19 protein-coding genes are annotated in these 21,065 nt (G+C 38.5%); 6 read left to right on the top strand and 13 right to left on the bottom strand.

Translation table 11 applies throughout. From position 1 onward, the window contains the following. Positions 1-175: 175 nt before the first annotated feature. The 6 genes from PR809_RS18850 to PR809_RS18825 all read right to left on the bottom strand — a co-directional run bounded on the left by PR809_RS18850 (position 176) and on the right by PR809_RS18825 (position 6,613). Entirely contained in the window at positions 176-430 is a 255-nt protein-coding gene (locus PR809_RS18850) for a DUF1435 family protein (RefSeq protein WP_206276351.1), read from the bottom strand. 120 nt (positions 431-550) lie between these two features. After that, positions 551-1,078, bottom strand: coding sequence for a GNAT family N-acetyltransferase (locus PR809_RS18845; RefSeq protein ID WP_206276350.1), 528 nt, complete (start codon positions 1,076-1,078; stop codon positions 551-553). Between the two features lie 207 nt (positions 1,079-1,285). After that, positions 1,286-2,725: an alkaline phosphatase gene (gene phoA / locus PR809_RS18840; protein WP_102140299.1), complete on the bottom strand. Its 1,440-nt coding sequence runs from the start codon at positions 2,723-2,725 to the stop codon at positions 1,286-1,288. Between the two features lie 181 nt (positions 2,726-2,906). Continuing rightward, complete coding sequence (locus tag PR809_RS18835; RefSeq protein WP_272524639.1) at positions 2,907-4,475, bottom strand: alpha/beta hydrolase-fold protein; 1,569 nt, start codon at positions 4,473-4,475, stop codon at positions 2,907-2,909. A 58-nt stretch (positions 4,476-4,533) separates the two neighbouring features. Beyond that, positions 4,534-5,148 carry a DUF3156 family protein gene (locus PR809_RS18830; protein ID WP_241098681.1) on the bottom strand — a complete coding sequence of 205 codons (615 nt, stop codon included), beginning with the start codon at positions 5,146-5,148 and terminating at the stop codon, positions 4,534-4,536. Then, positions 5,123-6,613, bottom strand: coding sequence for an APC family permease (locus PR809_RS18825; protein ID WP_206276348.1), 1,491 nt, complete (start codon positions 6,611-6,613; stop codon positions 5,123-5,125). Before PR809_RS18825 ends, PR809_RS18830 begins: the two co-directional genes overlap by 26 nt. Before the next feature lie 397 nt (positions 6,614-7,010). Here PR809_RS18825 and PR809_RS18820 point away from each other — a divergent pair, with 397 nt between their 5' ends. After that, positions 7,011-7,673, top strand: coding sequence for a LuxR C-terminal-related transcriptional regulator (locus tag PR809_RS18820; RefSeq protein WP_166266788.1), 663 nt, complete (start codon positions 7,011-7,013; stop codon positions 7,671-7,673). 8 nt (positions 7,674-7,681) lie between these two features. Here PR809_RS18820 and PR809_RS18815 read toward each other — a convergent pair whose 3' ends face one another. The 5 genes from PR809_RS18815 to PR809_RS18795 form a co-directional block, all read right to left on the bottom strand. After that, positions 7,682-8,425, bottom strand: coding sequence for an SDR family oxidoreductase (locus PR809_RS18815; RefSeq protein WP_102140302.1), 744 nt, complete (start codon positions 8,423-8,425; stop codon positions 7,682-7,684). Positions 8,426-8,551: 126 nt separating this feature from the next. Further along, a complete protein-coding gene (locus PR809_RS18810; RefSeq protein ID WP_102140303.1) occupies positions 8,552-10,045 on the bottom strand; it encodes an aldehyde dehydrogenase family protein in 1,494 nt (497 codons plus the stop codon). 28 nt (positions 10,046-10,073) lie between these two features. Next, positions 10,074-10,442 carry a cupin domain-containing protein gene (locus PR809_RS18805; protein ID WP_102140304.1) on the bottom strand — a complete coding sequence of 123 codons (369 nt, stop codon included), beginning with the start codon at positions 10,440-10,442 and terminating at the stop codon, positions 10,074-10,076. A 49-nt stretch (positions 10,443-10,491) separates the two neighbouring features. Beyond that, on the bottom strand, positions 10,492-11,796 hold the full coding sequence (locus tag PR809_RS18800) for an NAD(P)/FAD-dependent oxidoreductase (RefSeq protein WP_166266552.1): 1,305 nt from the start codon (positions 11,794-11,796) through the stop codon (positions 10,492-10,494). Between the two features lie 323 nt (positions 11,797-12,119). After that, on the bottom strand, positions 12,120-12,863 hold the full coding sequence (locus tag PR809_RS18795) for a helix-turn-helix transcriptional regulator (RefSeq protein ID WP_195698168.1): 744 nt from the start codon (positions 12,861-12,863) through the stop codon (positions 12,120-12,122). A gap of 266 nt (positions 12,864-13,129) precedes the next feature. Between PR809_RS18795 and uriH the strand changes: the two genes are divergently transcribed. Then, complete coding sequence (gene uriH, locus PR809_RS18790) at positions 13,130-14,074, top strand: uridine-preferring nucleoside hydrolase UriH (protein WP_166266548.1); 945 nt, start codon at positions 13,130-13,132, stop codon at positions 14,072-14,074. 44 nt (positions 14,075-14,118) lie between these two features. Here the strand turns inward: uriH and PR809_RS18785 are convergent, their stop codons facing one another. Further along, entirely contained in the window at positions 14,119-15,105 is a 987-nt protein-coding gene (locus PR809_RS18785) for a glycosyltransferase (protein ID WP_102140308.1), read from the bottom strand. Between the two features lie 295 nt (positions 15,106-15,400). On the opposite strand from PR809_RS18785, the gene PR809_RS18780 reads away from it, so the two are divergent. From PR809_RS18780 to idi, 4 genes are all read left to right on the top strand, one after another. Next, positions 15,401-16,315: a DUF808 domain-containing protein gene (locus PR809_RS18780; RefSeq protein WP_206276347.1), complete on the top strand. Its 915-nt coding sequence runs from the start codon at positions 15,401-15,403 to the stop codon at positions 16,313-16,315. A gap of 372 nt (positions 16,316-16,687) precedes the next feature. Next, positions 16,688-18,445, top strand: coding sequence for a nitrate/nitrite two-component system sensor histidine kinase NarX (gene narX / locus PR809_RS18775; RefSeq protein ID WP_206277132.1), 1,758 nt, complete (start codon positions 16,688-16,690; stop codon positions 18,443-18,445). Positions 18,446-18,463: 18 nt separating this feature from the next. Beyond that, positions 18,464-19,120, top strand: coding sequence for a two-component system response regulator NarL (narL, locus tag PR809_RS18770; protein ID WP_102140311.1), 657 nt, complete (start codon positions 18,464-18,466; stop codon positions 19,118-19,120). Between the two features lie 143 nt (positions 19,121-19,263). Then, a complete protein-coding gene (gene idi / locus PR809_RS18765) occupies positions 19,264-19,779 on the top strand; it encodes an isopentenyl-diphosphate Delta-isomerase (RefSeq protein ID WP_206277131.1) in 516 nt (171 codons plus the stop codon). A gap of 1,106 nt (positions 19,780-20,885) precedes the next feature. Here idi and PR809_RS18760 read toward each other — a convergent pair. Then, positions 20,886-21,065, bottom strand: a 180-nt coding sequence (locus PR809_RS18760) for a hypothetical protein (protein WP_272524634.1), incomplete at its 5' end; no start/stop codon positions are given.

Below are 21,065 nucleotides of genomic sequence, written 5' to 3'. Positions count from 1 at the left end.
AACATCCTGCCCTTTTGACCTTCTCTGTAATGCTAACGCTGTCTTATTTGCCTTATTTACTATAAGACAATAATAAATCATTTAAATAAACCGTTATTTTGAATACCATTCAATTATCAATATCTTTCGATACCACTTTTTTCTGTTCTATTTAATTATCAATTAGATTATAGAGCTACCTTTGTAGTACAAAGGCCATCATAAAACATGCAAGTGAGATCACAGCTGGGACAATCAATAAACGACGAGAACCACGATTAAATAACATCCCCGCAGTTGCTACCATCATGATAATCATAATGATTTTTAAATTATCTAAGCCCATATTATTGAGTACATAAGCAATGCTCAACAATATCACAGCAAAGACCCCCCAAAGGCCAGCGCCTATACGCTTTAAACCTGTGGTTTTTGATATGCTAGTTGGCATAGTGACCTCAACACTTTAAATGATAATGATTATCAATAATATCTAGTTTTTAGTAAATTTCAATGCTTTTTTATTTCATCGCCCTATAAATTAACACTTATTTTACAAAATAAAAACTTACTAAAATAGATAAATAAAGTGAATATCTTCAGGTTCCAATGCAAATAATTCAGGATCAGGTTGTGCAATTAAGGTACAGCCTAGGTATTGATAAAAGTGCACTGTATTTTCTGAAGGCGTCGCAGAAATATATAAGCCTTTTGCCCCTTTTTGCATTGCAATTTCAACACATTGCTGGAATAACATCCCTGCTAAACCTTCGCCACGGTACGAGTGGCTCACATGCAGGAAAGATAATTGCAGTAAATTTTTTTGCTCACCGCGCCACACATTATCTAAACTTGCAGCAGCAATTAACTTGCCCTGTTCAAAAACCCCAAGAAATACCGCGCCTTGGTCATAAATTTCCAACAAATGGGGGGTATAGGCTTCAGGTTCACCTTCTGGCCAACCTTTCATATCAAACCGCTGTTTGGATAGCACCAACTCGCCATTTTGATACAGATAAAGGTTTTCAATTAATTCAGTGCGGTCGATAGACCAAACAGATGGGATTTCATCTCGTTGTAGTTCGCGAACTTCTCTCATTATGCCACTCTCATTATTCGTGCCTATGAATAAGCACATTTATTGTTATCAGATAAATCAATTTCTCAAGATAACGGATAAAAAAAGAAGTGCAAATATTTAGTAAGTTTATTGAGGAATGGTTGAAAAATAAGGAGAAAATAGACTAAAAAATAAAAAAATCCCCCGCAACATCCTATTGCGGAGAATTTTCACTACAGGGTTGGTTTATTGCTTCAATCCCATTGCATCGCGCATGGTAAAGAACAAATCAGTTTGGTCAGTTAGACCCATTACGTTTGCCGCATGTGGGCCATAAGCCGCCACACGTAACTGAGCACCGGTGTGCTCTTGAGAATCATCTTCTTCAGAGTTACCGTAATTCACTACCATCACAGAACCGTCTTTAGTAATCAACGCTTGCGTTAAGCCCGTTGATTTTGTGCCTTCTGGAATAATTTGGCTTGAATGTGAATGGTCAGCTGTCACAATAACTAATGTATCACCATGTTTTTTAGCGAAATCTAAGCCAACTTGTACAGCTTGGTCGAGAGCAACTGTTTCACCAATTTGGCCACATGGGTTTGCTTTATGATCTTGCTTATCGATAGAAGCGCTTTCAACCTGTAAGAAGAAACCATTCGGGTTAACTTCTAACAGTTCAATCGCTTTTTTCGTCATTTGAGCTAATGTTGGCGCATTAGGGTCTAACTTAGCGTTCGGTTTACACTCTAACGGCGCATTGTTGATATTGCCGTAATGAACCGCTTTCGGGCCTTCCCATGCAACCGTCATGTTGCCATCGTGGAATAAGCCAAGAACAGGTTTGTCTTGATTTGCGACTTTAATGCTGTCTAATGATTTAGCATCTCGCACAATATTGTACCCACGTTCAATCGCCTGTTGCTCCAACGTTTTACCTTTGTAGTCACCCGCCTTTGCTTCTTGCTTGAAGCTCTTAGCGCCACCACCAAGTGTGACATCTGGGCGAGTTACCAACAGTTGCTCTGAAATTGAACCACGACCGCCATTTTCTAGCGCGTTAGTCGCACATTTTTCTGTTGTTTCCTCAGGGCCATAACATTTACGCGCACTCACATGCGAAAATTGCGCAGCAGGCGTTGCATCTTGAATCTCGGAAGTTGTGACGTTACCTGTAGCTTTACCATTACGTTTAGCTATCTCAATTAATGTCTCATGGTCGTTACCAAATACATCAATTCCCAATGCGCCATTGTAGGTTTTCACACCGGAAGACCACGAAGTGGCAGACGCGGCAGAATCAGTCACATAGTCGGGTTTTTGTGTTTTTTTATCTAATGCATAATGGGTGTACTGACCCGTAATTGGCAGCGCATCGATACCTTTAAAGAACCCTGAAGCGCCTTCTGCATAGTTACGAGCAACAGTTATCTCTGAGTCCCCCATACCATCACCAATAAATAAAATCACATTTTTGGCTTGGCCATTGTGAAGTGCCGCTTTCATGATATCAGTTTGCTCTGTCGCTAAACGACGCGCGCCACCAAATTTGGTGATATCACCTTGCGCCGCACGGTTTTCTGACACCGCATCATTTTTATCAGCCGCGTAGGCAGGGACTGTACTCCCTAAAATTAAAGTACTTACCGTGACAGCTAAAAGGGATTTCATAAAATTACCAGTCATAACTGTTTCCTTGCCAATCAATAATGAAAATAGAAGATGTATATTTCAAATAATGAAAGGCATGCTAAAGGAGCCAGATGACAGTTGAATGACGCTTTTATGGCGAAATGAAGACGCTTGTCATAAATGTGAAAAAGCAGCTAAATATAAGCTGCTTTTTATGAATGAGCGTTAGGGCTATTTACCATTGTGACGCAAGTTGGTTTGTTCCCTCATAAAGCGTTTCACACCAAGAAACGTAGTCGTGCCCACTAGGGAGTTCAATGGCATCAACTTGATAACCTTTATGTTTTAGAACATCGAATAACCGGTAGTGGTTTTGAATAATTCCCCCCCAACTACCACGCTGTTCAAATAGGCCAGCCTCAAGGAAAAAACGGATCGGTTGTGTTGGCATCATTTCAATTTCACGAATTAACCATTCAGGGTCTTTATCCTTCGGAGCCCACCAGTAAGATCCTGACATGCTAATGACATTACCGAAAATTTCCGGGTACTGTAACGCATTCCATGTCGCCCCAAGCCCTCCATAGCTGGAACCTGCAATAATCGTATGGCTTGCAGGTGCTTGAATTCCCATTTCCGCGAGCTGAGGCATAAGTTCATCCGCCAGCAACTTAGGAAACGCATCATTAGGAGGAAGCTCATCACCACGACGCGCTGAATTGATGCTGTCCACAAACACAATATTCATCGCTGGGAAACTCCCTTGATCCATCCACTTATCAAAGAATTTATCCATTTGATAGTTTTGCAGGTAAATTTGGCCATCCAATAGCACCAATAGTGCTGGGGTTTCCATTGGGATATTAGGCTGGTAAACCGTTATTTTTCTTTCGTTTTTTAATACCTGACTCGCTAACGTAAATGTCTCTAAATGGCCTTTAATCTGCCTGTTTTCTACATCAGAGAAATGACATTGGCGTATATTCGGTACTAATGATAACAAAGAAAAACGGTTATATTTATCTATGCTTTGCGAAGGAATAACGTGAGAATTATAAGGGTCTGACTGCGCAGTGACTAAAATCGCCTTACGTTGAGCAAAGCCGCCCTCAGGCACAGAAGGGATATCCGGTGCAATTTTATATTGTGATAACGTATCATTAGGAATGATAAAAGAACGATACCAAATATCCGTTCCCGCCAAGTGGGCCATTCTTTCGTGATTACCCGACGGTGCCCCTAGAATATAAGCATTTGCTTTCGCGCCTCGCCAAAGAAATGTCACGCGTTTTTGTCGATTTGAAAACACCTCAACCAGTGGTGTTCCTTGCGCGGAGACAGCATGCCAAAATGCGCTTGTATCGCCATTTTGATAATGTTCATCAAGTAAACTTTGTAGCATCGGGCTAATAGGTTCATTATCTTTCTTAATGGCTAAAGGTTGGTACTCGCTGATATCAAACTTTAACTGCCAAGGTTTACCCGGCTCACCATTCAATGCTAAATAATAAACCCCATTTTCTGATACGACATAGTCTGCGCTATGGGGTTCTTGCACCGAGCCATACTCTTGCAATGCACGCACTGGCTGTTTATTGGAGTCCAATAACAGGACCTTGGAAAGGCCTTCACCACGTTGTTTTATAAAATCTTGCTGTGATACTTCAATAGATAAGCAACTATGGCCCTCGCTATCATGCAGCCCTTCAACAAAGGAAAGCTCAGATAAACGCATGCAGTCAGAATGCGTTGCCATTGCAGTAGATGACAGCAACATACAACCTAAAAGAGGCAAAGATTTCACATCAAATTCCAGCGAGTCAATTGATAATAATTATTACTATCAAAAAACTCTTTTAAACTCAATGGCTCACAGCACGTTTTTCCACCAATTGGTTAATTAACTGCAGCGCACTCAATAAATAATAGCGTTGTTTTTGTACTAATCTCAAATAACGGCGAGTCGCAGGAATACGGCTCACCATTTCTGATGCGGTGTAAGGCTCGATTTCACAACGCCAACGACCATGGCTAAACTCTATTTCGCAATGATTAAATTCCAGCTCTTCTAATGTTTGCCTAATAATGGGGTATTCATTCAGCCATTCAATAACTCTCTGTCCATCCATTTGTTTTGAGACGAAATGGATATGTTTTTTCTTTATACTCCCTCGGGTTTTTACTTCAATTTTTGCATTGATATTATCTGTGCACTGGCCTGACACCGCAAAACGGCTATACACAATGAAAGCAAGAAACAACTTTCTTGGTCGCTCTGTCACCTCAATGGTTAACTCCGGTTGAGGCTGTACAAGGAGCTCTCCGGTCGCTCCCCACTCACATGGATAAGGCGCCATGTCCTTTTCAACACGGTTAAGTGTCAATCCTATTTGATATCCGGCAGGCAAACGTTGCTGAGTGAGCTTACCGATTTTTTCCCACAAAGACGGTTTAGGCGAGATGACGTAATGGCTCAAGTTGGCCTCCTTCCATTTCTTCATCGGCAAAGGAATTTGATAAAACGGATTCAACATCTACGGGTTTAAATGGGTTAACTTTCTGCACGAAAACGGTCCAAATTAATGCATACCCTGCGGTTAAACCTAACATAATGGCAAAAGGAATATAGATATCCGATTTATTCATACCCGGTGGGGTAATGTACACAATAGCTAAAATAATTCCGACACTCGAAATAATTTGCGGTATAGGGAAAAAAGGAGAACGATAAGCACGATGTAAGTCAGGACGACGAATACGCAATAATACCACTGAAATCGTTACCAGCAAGTAAGCCGTTCCCCAAGAACACACCGCCGCCAGTACCAATGGAATGATACGGTCAAGGTCGCCTTGAATAGCAAAAGCATGCAAACACGGGATCATCACGGCCACTAAAATGCCGAATACTGGGGTTTTGAAACGTGGATGTAAATAAGCAAAGATGCGTGGTAATGCCCCATCAAGCGCCATTCCATAAAGAATACGAGGAACCGCTGCCATTAACGTATTAATGGTTGCTCCACCAGCCAATAATAATGCGACACCTATCCAATACTTCCCAAACTCACCCATCACAATTTCAGCAAATGCAGGGATTGCCATTGGTGTTTCCAGTAAACGTGTGCCTGTTTGCGGGTCAACGACCACATTTTCCACTTGGTTCGCTAAAGCTGCACCGAATAACACCATACAGAGCGCGACACAAAATAGGCCCGTTGTCATCGCGCGAGGGATCACCTTAGCGGAATTTTTAATTTCAGGCGCCATTGGTGTCACTAACTCACACCCAACAAACATGAACATCGCCATACCAACAAAGCTGAGAATCAATGTTGGGTCAGTATTGAGTGGCTGACCAAACCAGCCGTCCATATCGACATGAAACGGCAGCATCAAACCACTCACACTAAAAATCACTAACGTAGACCACATGGCGAATGTCAGTACAACCTCAACCTTACCAAAGGCTTCAATGCCGAATGCATTTAAAATCCCAAACGCGACAACTAATCCCACGCCGACCATCCAAGACGAATTACTGGTTTCTAAGACAGTATTGAGATGCTCAAAATTAACAAGCGCCATAATTCCAGAAAGGATCGTTTCGGCAGTTCCTGCAAACACATGCACAATCAAATAAGCCGAAAGCGCGCCAGTTATCGCCCAAAACCGCCCCATCCCACAAGAGATATAGTCATATACTGAGCCTGACGTTGGTAGAATGGCTGCAGCCTCCGAAAATGTGGTTAGCTGAGCTTGCATCATAATGAAGCTAAGTAGCACGGCTAGGGCAAACGTATCACCACCTATACCGAATCCACTCGTAACGGTTAAAATAACGGGGCTAGCCATAATCAAGCCGGCAGAACTCGCCAATGTGGTCGGAAAGCCAACTTTCCCTTTTTCTAAATGTGTCGACAATTTTGAGGATAAATTCATTTTACATCCCTCTCACTCTCTACCCAGCCATGAATGTGAATTTTTTGTAAAAACAAAGTAACTACACATCCACTATAGAAATAAGCCCAAATAGGCTGCTATCGTTCTAAAGAACGATACCTAGAGAGAGGGGAAATAAAATTTAACTCACGAAAAGTACCCACACTTTGAGAGGAAATAAAAATAATTAAAGTAATATCAATATGTAGCAATCAATTAACTCATTAATATATTAATAAACAATCCTCTAAAGATACCAAAAAGCTACCAATCAATATTTGTGGAGTTTTTATGCGTTTTAAATACTGCTATCAACCTCACGTTATTAATATGTTTGCTTTATGTTAATGACATTAAGGGGCATGATAATAATTCGATTAATACACAAGGGAATATGATGAATTCACCATTATTCGAGCCTCATCAACAAACATTAATTGATTGCTGCCTAAATACCATTGCACATATTATTCCAGTTTCTGCTTTGGTGTATTACCTCGTGAATGATCATTGCCAGCCAGGTAACTATGTTCTTCATGGGATCCCGGCAAAAATGCACGAAGAGTATCTCGCTTACTTTCACCAATTTGACCCATTGCACCCTGACCATTTTCGCGGTGATGACTTACGCTTAGTGAGAATGGCCCCTGAAATATGCCAGCAAAATCAAGCTTTTTTCCATGATTTCATGCGGCCAAATAATATGACTGATATGGCTGAAATATTTATTCGCCGTAAAAATAAAATTATTGCGGGGATTTCGGTACTGCGAGACAGCCCATTTAGCCAACAAGAAATCATGCGATTAAATGCTATCTTGCCTGTCGCTGAACTAATGACATTCGATGTGTTACCCGACTCGCTAGTGTCTTATACCCCTAAAGAACAAGAAATCATCCATTTAGTACGGGAAGGCGCAAGTAATAAGCGAATTGCCTTATTATTGGGAGTTTCACTATCAACAGTGAAGACTCACTTACGCAATATCTTCACTAAAGCGAATGTGACAAACCGCACCGAGCTTGTATCATCAGGGTTTATCATTCGCCAAGAAAAATGATAATGAATCTAACGGCCACCCGCCGCATCAATAATTGAACCTGTAACATAAGAAGATGCACCACTTAACAGCCATACGATGATTTCAGCAATCTCATGTGGTTCTCCCCCTCTTTTCATCGGTAATTGCGAAGCAACACGGTCAACTCGACCTTCCTCACCGCCATCTTTGTGCATTTGAGTATAAATATAGCCGGGTCGAACGCCATTAACACGTATTCCTACTTCTGCAAGCTCAAGTGATAACCCTTTTGTAATTGAATCTACAGCGCCTTTAGAAGCGGCATAATCAATATATTCCCCTGCAGCACCTAAACGCGCAGCTGCAGATGAAACATTCACAATGGCTTTATCTTTGAATTGATTAAAATGGTAGGCGTGTTTAATAAACTCCCGACAACAAATCAGTAATCCGGTGACATTCGTGGCTAATACCTGATTAATGCGCTCTGCAGTCAGCATCTCTGTACGACACTGCTGAAATAAAATTCCGGCATTATTCACTAAGTAATCTAAGTCACCATATTGTTCTTTGATGGTTGCAAATAATTTAACAACATCATTTTCATCACTGATATCACATTGCAGTGCATTTGCAATCCCCCCCGCAGATTGAATCTCTTGCACAACTTCATCAGCCGCTTGCTGGTGATTTTTATAGTTAATCAGTACATGCATACCAAGGCTGCCCAATTTAATCGCTGTAGCTCGACCAATCCCTCGGCTAGCACCTGTAATCAACACTTTCTTCATACTGTTACCCATAATGAATAATAACGAGCTTTCATCATAACCACGAATAAGCAACGATAGCTATAAAATACAAAAAACCCGGCACGGTGGCCGGGAAATGTTGATTAATTAAATATAAATCGAACACTAATAACGCACCATGACAGATTTTAACTCTGTGTAATACTCAATAAAGGCACTACCAAATTCACGACCAATACCTGATGACTTAATGCCACCAAATGGCACTGCGGGGTCAAGGAAAGTATGCATATTCACCCATACGGTTCCCGCTTCAATGCGTGAAATCATGCGCATTGCTTTACTGAGATCATTTGTCCATAAACTCGCAGCTAAACCAAACGGAGTGCTATTCATCATCTCAATAAGTTCTTCTTCATCATCGTAACTCAAGAAAGTCCCTATTGGCCCAAATGTTTCCTCTTTCATCAATACATCATCCGGGCTATTAGCACGAATAATGGTTGGAGGCACAAAATACCCAGCACCTGCAACTGGCTGGCCACCATAAATAATTTCACTACCCTCTTCGCGAGCCTTTTCAAACAAAGCTAAGATTTTTTCATAATGCGCTTTATTTGCCAGCGGCCCCATCTCGGTTGTTTCATCTAATGGAGAACCCACTTTCATCGCAGACAAACGTGTTTTTAGTTCCGCTAATACTTCATCCATCAATTTAGAGGGAATATAGAACCGCTCAGCAGCTGCGCAAATTTGTCCTTGATTTAGATATCCCGCTTCAATAATCCCATTAACAATTTTTTCAACCGAGAGGTCAGCTAAGAATGCTGCGCCGTTTTTCCCACCAAGTTCAAGTGTGACTCGGGTTAATTTACCTTCCATCGCTGAACGCCCTACCGCCAGCCCAGTCGGTACAGACCCCGTAAATGTCACTTTAGAACAAAGCGGATGATGGATCAGTGCGGGCCCAACCTCACGACCACCGCCATTCACGATATTAATGACACCGTCAGGGATCCCTGCCTCTTTTGCTAATTCCACCACTCTGAGCATAGTTAGTGGCGTAAATTCACTTGGTTTCAACACAATCGTACAACCGCATGTTAAAGCCGCGGCTAATTTCCAAATGGAAATCATAATAGAAAAGTTCCAAGGAATGATACCAGCTACAACACCAACGGGTTCACGCTGGGTAAATGCAGAATATTTCTCACCATTAAAAGAAGGCAATGAAACATTCAACGTTTCCCCGCTGATTTTTGTCGCCCAACCAGCAAAATAACGCAAGAACTGCGCAGATGACCCCACTTCAAGAAAACGAGATAATTGAATGGTTTTGCCTGAACATAACGTCTCTAACTGGGCTAACTCTTCAAGGTGCTTTTCAAGCAAGTCAGCAAGGCGGTTTAAGCAATTCCCTCTTTCCATTGGTGTGGTATTTGCCCAAACCCCTTTAAACGCAGTATGAGCTGCATTCATTGCGGCATCCACTTCCGCTAAGGTCCCTTCTTTTACTTTCGCGATAACCTGTTCTGTGGCTGGGTTAACAACATCAAAAAAAGTATCGCCCTTGCCAGAAACCGGTAACCCGTTGATAAAATGACCGTGCTGGCGCTTCAAAAACTCACTGACTTCTGGTAATAGGCTTAACTCGCTCATTGTTATCACTCCACTAAATAGAAATTAATTAGGCATTTACACAAGCTAAGTAGTGTTTTACGAAGCGTGGTGTTTCAATTTCCCATAAAACTTCAGTACCTTTCGCAGCAAACCATGTATCGCCTTTATGGTATTCAACCGTCACACCGGTTTTCACATCCGTTAACTTCACCGAACCTTCGTGAACTGTCGCCATTTCATCAAATGGATATACCATTTTAAACTTACCTTTAGTACAAGCAAAAATACCGCAGGTCAGGTTATCCGTTGGTTCACCGTGGATCATCGCAACACTCGCTTGAGGGTCGCCTTCAACAACCACAGAACCTAAGTTTGTCACACTACCAATATTTAATAGTTCTGGCAGTGGTTTGTTTAACAGTAATGGACTGATCATAATTTTTACCTTTAATCGATTTAAATAAACTAGTTAAGTGGATAACGAATTAGCGGCGACCTTGCCAATAACCGGATGTCTGATGCATTATTTTTGCCAGTGAAACAATCACATTACGCATGCTATCTTTACCAATAATATTGGCGTGCGGGATAGAACTCATTAAGTCATAACGATGAGAACCTTCTACCATCCCTTCAGCCAAGACTTTGCACACAATCTGGCTAGGCGTAACACCAAAACCTGAATAGCCCTGTGCATAAAACACATTTTTATGTTGTGGTAATGAGCCAATTTGTGGAAATAAATTTGCACTACATGCCATCGGTCCACCCCAAGCTAGTTCAATTTTGACATCTTTGAGGTAAGGAAAGACTTTTAGCATTAAATTACGATTCCATGCTTTAAGATCAGATGGAATGTATTCAAGAAAATGCGTTGAACTACCGAATAATAAGCGATTTTCATTCGTTACTCGGTAGTAATCTATAACGGGGCGAATATCACTATAAGCACCACGGATTGGGCTAATTTGCTCAATTAATTCATCAGGCAATTCTTCAGTCATTAATTGATATGCGTAAGTATTAATGGTTTTAGGATAAAGCGTCGGCTCAAGACCATTTAGAAATGAGTCACAAGCCCATAGCATTTTCTGTGCTTTAACTGTTCCCATCGCAGTTCTAACTTTGATGGTATTACCATACTCCACATTTAATACTTGGCTATTTTCAAATATTTTAGCGCCATATATTTCACTAATCGCTTTCGCTTCACCCAATAATAAATTCAATGAGTGGACATGGCCACCACCCATGTGCTTGATACCACAGGTATAAGCATCGGAACCAATAATCTGTTTTAGTTCTGAACCACTGTAAAATTCAATTTCTTCATCAGGATCAACTGACTTGAAGTCTTTTAACCAGTTACGTAAGGTCTTTTCTTGGCGCTTGTTGCTTCCTAAGTATGCGTAACCACGGCAAAAGTCTGCATCAATATCATATTTAGCGATGCGATCACGCATGATCCCCGCGCCCATATTACTGAGTTTAAAAATCGTTTCTAAACCCTCTGGCCCAACATATTTTTTAATTGCATCGATATCATGACCAATGCCTGCCATCACTTGGCCGCCATTTCGCCCTGAACCACCATAGCCAAGATGACGCCCTTCCAAAATAGCAATATTGGTGATCCCTTTCTCACATAGCTCTAGTGCGGTATGGATCCCGGAGAAGCCGCCACCGATGATCACGACATCAACATCAAGATCTTCCTTTAATGTCGGAAAACGTAAGTCATACTTCTTAGTTGCAGCATAGTAAGTCAATGATTCTACTTGGTTATTCATTATGGATACCCTATTTAGTATCTTTCGATAACCCGATTATCTTAACCTTACATTAACAATTACATAGCCCTTTAGGGACATTCGAAACATAAAGTTAACAAATGTGAGCCAAGTAGAATATTTAAATAGTAACGAAATTCACAAAAAATATTAAACAACCAAAAAAATCAACCAATTAACAAACCATTCTCATATTAACAATATTGTTTATTAATTTTAGTTCATTAAGACCATCTAGACAAAATCAAAAAAAATAACGTAATAACAAAAAAGACAGCACCCCATAAAACCATATTAAATCAATATATTACGATAATTTGTACTTAACTCAGCCTATTCATTAATAAGTTAAATAATTCGACTTGTGAGTTAATACTTAACTTTTGATAGATATTCTTACGGTGATTTTTCACTGTCCCTAAACTAATGAAAAGCGCCTGTGCAATTTGTGGTGAGCCTTTACCCGCTAAAATTAACTCGACAACTTCACACTCTCTGGGGGTCAGGCCAAATCGTGTTTGCATATCGATATTTTGGTAGTGATTCGACACCGAAGAAGGAGAAATATCTTTATGAAGTTTGACCATACTACGAATGATATCGAAGGCATCTTTAAGTGGCGCTTGTGTATATTTTTCCGAGAAAAAAGGCCTATCTTCATTACCAAAAAAAATACCTAATTGCCTATCATCTGAAATATCTAATAACAGCCCAGCCTCATCGCACCACCCCGTTTTGCGATAAAAATTGAGATAATAGTCCGTATGATAAAATCCTTTAGGTGCGAGTTCTTTTAGTGTTAACACTTTGGAAGCGCCTCCTCTTTGGATTTCTTGGTAGAATGGGTCCATTAAATAAGCACCTCGTTGATAGATTCTGTTAATACTATCGCTATTACGGCGCTCTACTTTGGAAAGAAATCGGGGTGGCGCTCCTTTTTCAAAGGAGTAAACAATCGCATTATCAAATACAATAAGTGAAGACAACCATGATAATAAATTAGGGTAAAACTGATTAGTTGCAACAGAATCAATAACATCAGGTAATCTTTCTAGATAGTTCTCCATTCTGCCTCCTCAATCATTAACTCGTTAATAAAAAACCCTCTAGGCGGTTTCATTTATATTGCTTAAAACTACATAAAGAACACATTATCTTTATAAACTCAACACGATTGTTATTAATATGTTAATCACATCACTCCTCATTAGTTACCCTAATGAATAGTTTCATTACATTAGCACTCATGAAAATAGAACTTACGTCACATAAAAATAAATTCATCCCTATATTATGTTAATCAAAAGTAAATAACCTAAGAAAAGGAGAAATAATGTCTAAAAATAAAATTATTATCGATTGTGACCCTGGCCATGATGATGCAATGGCAATTTTCTTAGCATTAGGCAATTCAAATATAGAGTTACTTGCGGTAACGACTGTCGTTGGAAACCAAACTTTAGATAAAGTCACTCATAATGCACGCGCAATTATGGAATTCGTTAGTGCAAATAATATCCCTATCGCTGCGGGTTGCTCTCGACCACTCGTGAGAACCATTCAGACAGCCCCAGAAGTTCACGGTACAACAGGCCTTGACGGCACTCACCTCCCCGAACCTAAATTACCTATTGATCCGCGCCATGCTGTTGACTTGATTATTGATACGCTAAAGTCACATCCCCCTAAAACGGTGACTCTCGTCCCGATTGGAGGACTCACAAATATTGCTTTGGCAGTAAGAAAAGCACCTGAAATTGTAGAGTTAGTCAAAGAAGTGGTATTAATGGGAGGAGGCTACCATACAGGTAACCGTACTGCAGTCGCTGAGTTCAATATCCTTATAGACCCTGAAGCGGCTCATATCGTATTTAATGAAACTTGGCCTATCACTATGATTGGGCTAGACCTTACACACCAAGCAAGGCCAGACGACCAAATAATGGAAACAATTGCTGCGTTAAACACACCTGTAAGTGATTTTGTTGTTGAGTCCCTAAATTACTACACTGCTGGTTACCGCAGACGTAATGGCTATACCGACCATGCCCCTGTTCATGACCTATGTGCTGTTGCTTATGTTATCGACCCATCCATAATGGAAACGATTAAAGCCCCGATTGATATCGAACTACAGGGCGCTTTAACAACGGGTATGACGGTGACTGACTTTCGCCACCCCGCTAAAGCAGATTGCCACACACAAGTTGCGACAAAGTTAGATAACCCACAGTTATGGGATATGTTTATTGCCTCTCTAAAGCAATTAGCAAAATAGAAACAAAAAAGGTAGCCTATAAGAATAGCTACCTTTTCCGCAAATTATGATTTGATAATTTCTTTTAGCTTTGTGTAGCGCCTAATTAATCGCCATTTTAATTTTACTGTAGTTGCATGTGCCCACACAATTTGCCAATAACCCTTATCAAAAAATAGTTGTACCATTTCTTTCTGTACATCTGGTGATTTGATAGCTAATAGCGCTTGAATCACCCCTAAGCCTTCTTTTCCTACCTGCCATAGACAAGCCGGTGCTTGTTTAACTTGTTCAGGATAACGCTGGTAAATATTTAACAGCATATCAATAATTTTCAAATAGGTTTTTATCTTACGGACTGAACGTTCATCACCACTCAATGAGTGAGAAACAGATTGGTTATGGATTAAATATCGATAGTATTGTTCATTGATGAATTGCACGCGCTTTGCCACGAGCAACACTTCTGTTGTCCAAGGAATGTCTTGGTGATGTAATTTGGGTTCAAAGAAAAACTTGTGTTCGCGCAACATGTCTAAACGATATAAATTCAGCCAAGTTACATGCAAAAACTTGCGAGAGCTTAAGCCAATTTCAAGCCATTCAGGGCCTGAAATGACACCAGTTGACGGGACTTTATTCGGTGGAAAAATTGCCTTTGGGGCATCACCATTAGTGTAAACATAAGTCCCATTACAGGTTGCAACATCGAGATTATTTGATAATGCGATTTCTAATAAGCGCCCATACATTTGTGAGCTAATTTCATCATCAATATCAGGGAATGTAATGTATTTCCCGGTGGCCTCAACCATCCCTGTATTGCGAGCAACTGAGACACCTTGGTTTTCTTGATAAAGCACTTTCAAATGTACAAATTTATCTGCATAAGACTTAATGATGTCTTCACTTTTATCTTTAGAGCCATCATTTACAACAATCAGTTCCCAATTTTCTAATTTTTGTGCGATTAAGCTATCAAAGAACTGAGGTAAAAATTTTTCACCGTTATATACAGCAACGACAATACTCAAAACTGGCTGAGAAGACATGTATTATAACCCTATACCAATCTATTAAAAATTATTTATAAACTAAATAATTAAACCAAACATAAAGTAAGATAGTAGATAACTGTATGTTATTTTACTAAAATTAATAGTTTAGAAACGAAAAAATCATATTGGTTCCATTGTCATAAAAATTTAATAATTCAAAATTCAGACTTTTCAACTGCAGTGAGATTATCTTATTTGTAAATATGGCTTATGTTGTAGTGAACTAATTATCCATTAACTGACCTAATAAACATTAATGACACCTTAAAAAAATATTGAGGATAACCTTGTGGCTGGAAGTAGCTTACTCACCTTACTTGATGATATTGCCGCTGTACTAGACGATGTTTCCGTCATGACTAAAATGGCAGCAAAAAAAACCTCTGGAGTTTTAGGTGATGACCTCGCGCTAAACGCCCAGCAAGTCACAGGTGTTCGTGCAGATAGGGAGATCCCTGTTGTTTGGTCCGTCGCTAAAGGGTCATTTATTAATAAATTAATACTTGTTCCTTTAGCGTTATTAATCAGTGCCTTTATTCCTTGGGCCATCACACCACTACTTATGGTTGGTGGGGCCTACCTTTGTTTTGAAGGCGCAGAAAAAATAACTCATAAGCTCTTGCATTCTAACGTAAAAAATACTGTTTCCCAAAACCAGTTACAGTTATCAGAAGAACAACTTAAGGAATTTGAAAGTAAAAAAATCAAAGGGGCTATTCGTACTGATTTTGTTTTATCAGCCGAAATCATTGCTATCACACTAGGCATTGTTTCCACTACCACTTTTATCAACCAAGTGGCCGTACTCTCTATCATTGCTATCGTAATGACTATCGGTGTATATGGCTTAGTTGCAGGGATTGTCAAATTAGATGACTTAGGCTTTTATTTACAGAAGAAAACTTCATCTTTATTAAAAAAATTTGGTAATTCATTGATTTATGCAACCCCTTATCTGATGAAAACATTATCTGTTGTAGGGACTGCCGCGATGTTTATGGTCGGTGGTGGTATTCTAACCCACGGTATCAGCTATATTTCAGAATGGATTACCGAAATATCGTTTACTGCAACCTTAACACCGATCATTGGTAGTACTATGCAGTTTATCCTACCAACTATAATTAATTTATTTTTTGGGCTAGTAACAGGTCTAATCCTTGTTGCGATAATCTCACTATTCAAAAAATTAAAAAAAGCTTAAAACAAAAAGGTAGCTCTATCCATTAGGGCTGCCCTTCTTTCTATCATTGATATGATTATCAAAAATACTTTCGATGTATATTAGTTTACATATTGATTTACTTCGATATTTAAACTGATCTAAATCAAAAGAAACTCATCTTTAATTTACGCTATAATACGTAAATTCACTCACAGCAAAATAAAATTTAATCTTATATATCAATAAATAACACGATAAAACTCAACGGAGAATTTTATTTTCTATTTACTATTCTGTTATAAATCCCAAAAATTACTACCAAAGTAGTATATTTAATATTCAAACCTTTATGAACAATACTAGAAGTATGCATTTTAAGTTCACTAGCACGACTTTTTAAGGAAGTGACACATGCCCACGCTGTATCGTCGATTTTCAATCATTAACCAAGTGATCGGCCTAATGCTACTTATTGCGATCTTAGGAATTATTGGGATGACGATTTCCAATCGAATGATTATAAGTGTGCAAGGTAATGCTCATGCAATAAATAAATCAGGTTCACTACGAATGCAGAGCTACAGATTACTTTCTCTAGTCCCTTTAAATACCCAGAATCAGCGTTATCTCGATGCATTAGAATCTGACCTCATCAGTCCAGAACTGACTCAAGTTGTAAAGATCGAAAATTTAACGCCTCAATTTGATGAACTCTACAATTACTGGCTACATATCTTGAAACCCTCATTAATGGAAGCAAATGCCCCTAATGATGCAAGATACGAAGTTATATCATTTGTAAGTAAACTAGATGAATTAGTTCATAACATTGATGAGAAAACGGAAAGAAAGATTGCTTATGTTGCCATGACACAACTGATTTTTATCAGTTTAGTATTCTTATTACTGATGGGAACCATCTGGCACCTGAGAAGAAAAATTTATTACCCATGGGTTAAATTATTATCAATGGTCAATGCGATTGGACGAAAAGATTTTAGCCAACGCTACCCTAAAAATAATAGGCAAGATGAGCTAAATGCGCTAGGAGAAACTCTGAACCAAATGTCGGATGAATTAGCGCTAAGTTATCATCAGCTTGAAGAAAGGGTTGCAGAGAAAACTGCAGACTTAATCACAAAAAATAAAGTGTTATCATACTTATATCAATCAAGCCAAATCCTTCATTCATCAGATCCTCTCTACTTGCGATTACAAAAAGTCCTTATTGAACTAGAAAATATTACCATACTCAAAAATCTCAGTTTACGGTTGTATGAAGAAAGCAACGAAACATATTTTCACGAAATATGCTGCCATTCAACCGGGTTATCAGAAGTGAATACAACGCAGCTAGAACAACAAGCTTCAATCGAAAAACCGCTCAGCTTACAGTGGGATTTATCAGACAATATGCATCGTTATGGCATTATTATTGGAGAGATTGAAGATAACCAAATACTTTCAGATGAACAAAATAGCCTCGTTTCTGTTTTAGCTAAACAAATCTCTGGTATGTTAGCCATGGAGCACCAGATAGAACAACAGCAACAGTTACTTATCATGGATGAGCGCTCTGCAATTGCGCGTGAACTTCATGACTCGATTGCTCAATCTTTATCTTGTTTAAAAATGCAAATTAGCTATCTGCAATTACAGCCAGAGCCATTACCAGAAAAACCTCAACAACTGTTAACAGAAATGCGTAGCGAGATTAATACCGCATATAGCCAGTTAAGAGAATTATTAACTACATTTAGGCTTAAATTAATGGAACCGGGTTTACTTCCCTCATTAGAAAGTACTATTAGTGAATTTAGTGAACGCACAGGGTATACAATAGGCTTAAATTACGACCTACCCGCGAAAAGTATTTCACCGCATCAATCTATTCATATAATACAAATAGTCCGAGAAGCATTAACTAATATTTTAAAACACGCTAATGCAAAGTGGGCTGAGGTTTCATTAAACCAGTATGATGGTATTGTTACCATTACAGTTACTGACGATGGTACAGGGATCACGTCAAATACTGATAAACTTAACCATTATGGGCTTATTATTATGAGAGAAAGAGCATTAAGCCTTAATGGAAATTGTTGTATTACACCTAGGCCTCAAGGTGGAACAGAGGTAAAAGTTACCTTCCCTTTATCTGACGCTTAACATACCGGAAAATCATCTATGGAAAATACAAATATAGTGAACGAAAAATCAACCATTCTACTTATTGATGATCATCCGATGCTAAGAAATGGAGTCAAACAATTGATTAGTTTGGAGTCTTCATTGCAAGTTATCGGTGAAGCTGGAGATGGTAAAACTGGCATACAGATCGCTGAAGAGCAAGATCCTGACCTTATCTTACTTGACCTCAACATGCCAGGCATGAATGGTTTTGAAACTCTCGATGAACTTAGGAAGCGAGAGCTATCAGGTAGAATTATTCTTTTTACCGTTTCTAATTATAGTGATGATTTAGTCAATGCACTAAAAAGAGGTGCCGATGGTTATTTACTAAAAGATATGGAGCCTGAAGAGCTTATCGTAGCCCTTAAAGAAGCTGCAAGCGGTAAGTTAGTTGTCAGCCCAACATTAGCATCTGTGCTTGCTGAATCACTAAGAGATAACACCACACAGGATGATAATAATATTGCTTCATTGACACCAAGAGAAGCCGATATTTTAGAACTGATCTCTCAGGGTTTATCAAATAAAATGATAGCTCGTAAACTCGATATTGCAGAAAGCACAGTAAAAGTACATGTTAAACATTTACTAAAAAAACTCAATTTAAAATCAAGAGTTGAAGCTGCAGTTTGGGTTTTACAACAAAAATAATTTTTACTCTCACAGCTATATCACCTTATGATAGCTGTGAGTTAAAAATAATTATATTTATAATTAAACAGCTCTAATATGCAAACTTATATTTTTAATTATACTAAACTAAAGCAATCATTTAATGACGGAAAATAATATAAATGGAAGATGAATTAATTTTAGTCGATGAGCATGACCAACCTATTGGGGTTATGCCAAAGCTATTGGCACATCAGCTCGGTCACTTACATCGAGCATTCTCAGTATTTATCTTTAATGAGAAAAATGAGCTACTAATTCAACAACGTGCTTTTCATAAGTATCATTCAGCGGGACAATGGGCAAATTCTTGCTGCAGTCATCCTAGACCAAATGAAGATACTCAGAAAGCTGCTGAACGTAGGCTTCAAGAGGAATTAGGTTTTGTCACTCCATTGACGCACATAGGTTCCTTAATTTATAAAGCAGATGTTCAGGGAGGCTTAATTGAACATGAGTATGACCATATTTTTATTGGTTATTATAACCAATATATTCAACCAAATAGACAGGAAGTCTCATCTGTAAGATGGGTAAGCCTTCCTCAATTAAGACAAGAGATCGTTCTTACTCCTGAAATTTTCACACCGTGGTTCAAAAAGATACTAGAAGAATTTCCTTTATTAGATTTTAAATAAATATGTTTTATAACATTTTTATGAATAATTTAACTTTCTAATCTTCATTTTTAATTATGAAGAATATTTATATCTATTTGTAGCATTATAAATATTCAAGTAATAAACGTAATATTATTAAACTCCACTTAGTAATAGTATTGATTTAAGTTTAAGTTTAAGTTTAAGTTTAAGTTTAAGTTTAAGTTTAAGTTTAAGTTAGATTAATTAATATTTTCTCCCGCCCTATCTTCAACAATAAATATAATTGATAATTTTTATTTAACCCACTCTCTTTATCAATAAATCCAACTCATATTTTTATATAAAAATTAATCAGTTAGAAAATTACTACCACCTTATTTTCTACATTCTATTACTTTCCTTCCAGCTATATTTTTATATTTCCATAAAAAGTGAGCTGTTACTTACTACTTTACCACAAGTAATTACATTCCCCCCAGCAATAGATAATTGTCGACTCAATATACTTATTTGATTTTATTGAAATTAACTATACTTAGTTAAGAAACAAGTGAGCTGTTACTTACTACTTTGGCTCAAGCGATGTCATTCATCACCGTGATGGAAAAACACCCAGTCCACAGTACTCACGTGATATTATTAAAATTCTCTTTTCCACAAAATAACCTGTGAGTTGTTACTTACTACTTTGGCTCGAGTGATTACATTCTCTGGAGTAATAGATAATCATCAATACACTATATCCGTTTGATTTTATTGACTTACCTACATTTAATTAAGAAATAAGTGAGCTGTTACTTACTACTTTGTATCTAAAACATCCATTCATGACGCCAATACAACCGCTTTTCTTCCATTGCTCCTCCTAGCTCCCCACCCCACTACCATCACCAGCAGCCATCGTCCCACCTCAACAAGTGAGTTGTTACTTACTACTTTGGCTCAAGTGATTACATTCTCTGGAGTAATAGATAATCATCAATACACTATATCCATTTGATTTTATTGACTTACCTGCACTTAATTAAAAAATACGTGAGCTGTTACTTACTACTTTAGCTCAAGCAGTTACATTCCCTGGAGTAATAGATAATCATCAATACACTATATCCGTTTGATTTTATTGACTTACCTGTACTTAATTAAGAAATAAGTGGGCTGTTACTTACTACTTTAGTTCCAACAATTCTATTCACCACGATCAGCGGTAAAGATGTATTAATGGCTTCCCATAAGCCAAAGAGATGAAAAGGGGAAGGGGAAATAGCGTAAGAAATACAGGAATAAAGAAATAAAAAAGAGAAAAAAGAAAAGAGGAAAAA

Origin of the sequence: Providencia sp. PROV201 (assembly GCF_028479545.1) — a bacterium.
Taxonomy (GTDB): Bacteria; Pseudomonadota; Gammaproteobacteria; order Enterobacterales; family Enterobacteriaceae; genus Providencia; species Providencia huaxiensis.
Note: the sequence above shows the minus strand (reverse complement) of the source record. Positions and strands in the feature narration are given on the sequence as shown.

Coding starts and splice junctions, on each gene's coding strand:
- PR809_RS18825 (WP_206276348.1), bottom strand. CDS start 6,613: ATGAATTTATCCTCAAAATTGTCGACACATTTAGAAAAAGGGAAAGTT.
- narL (WP_102140311.1), top strand. CDS start 18,464: ATGGAAAATACAAATATAGTGAACGAAAAATCAACCATTCTACTTATT.
- PR809_RS18795 (WP_195698168.1), bottom strand. CDS start 12,863: ATGGAGAACTATCTAGAAAGATTACCTGATGTTATTGATTCTGTTGCA.
- narX (WP_206277132.1), top strand. CDS start 16,688: ATGCCCACGCTGTATCGTCGATTTTCAATCATTAACCAAGTGATCGGC.
- PR809_RS18785 (WP_102140308.1), bottom strand. CDS start 15,105: ATGTCTTCTCAGCCAGTTTTGAGTATTGTCGTTGCTGTATATAACGGT.
- PR809_RS18810 (WP_102140303.1), bottom strand. CDS start 10,045: ATGAGCGAGTTAAGCCTATTACCAGAAGTCAGTGAGTTTTTGAAGCGC.
- PR809_RS18815 (WP_102140302.1), bottom strand. CDS start 8,425: ATGAAGAAAGTGTTGATTACAGGTGCTAGCCGAGGGATTGGTCGAGCT.
- idi (WP_206277131.1), top strand. CDS start 19,264: ATGGAAGATGAATTAATTTTAGTCGATGAGCATGACCAACCTATTGGG.
- phoA (WP_102140299.1), bottom strand. CDS start 2,725: ATGACTGGTAATTTTATGAAATCCCTTTTAGCTGTCACGGTAAGTACT.
- PR809_RS18820 (WP_166266788.1), top strand. CDS start 7,011: ATGAATTCACCATTATTCGAGCCTCATCAACAAACATTAATTGATTGC.
- PR809_RS18850 (WP_206276351.1), bottom strand. CDS start 430: ATGCCAACTAGCATATCAAAAACCACAGGTTTAAAGCGTATAGGCGCT.
- PR809_RS18805 (WP_102140304.1), bottom strand. CDS start 10,442: ATGATCAGTCCATTACTGTTAAACAAACCACTGCCAGAACTATTAAAT.
- PR809_RS18845 (WP_206276350.1), bottom strand. CDS start 1,078: ATGAGAGAAGTTCGCGAACTACAACGAGATGAAATCCCATCTGTTTGG.
- uriH (WP_166266548.1), top strand. CDS start 13,130: ATGTCTAAAAATAAAATTATTATCGATTGTGACCCTGGCCATGATGAT.
- PR809_RS18800 (WP_166266552.1), bottom strand. CDS start 11,796: ATGAATAACCAAGTAGAATCATTGACTTACTATGCTGCAACTAAGAAG.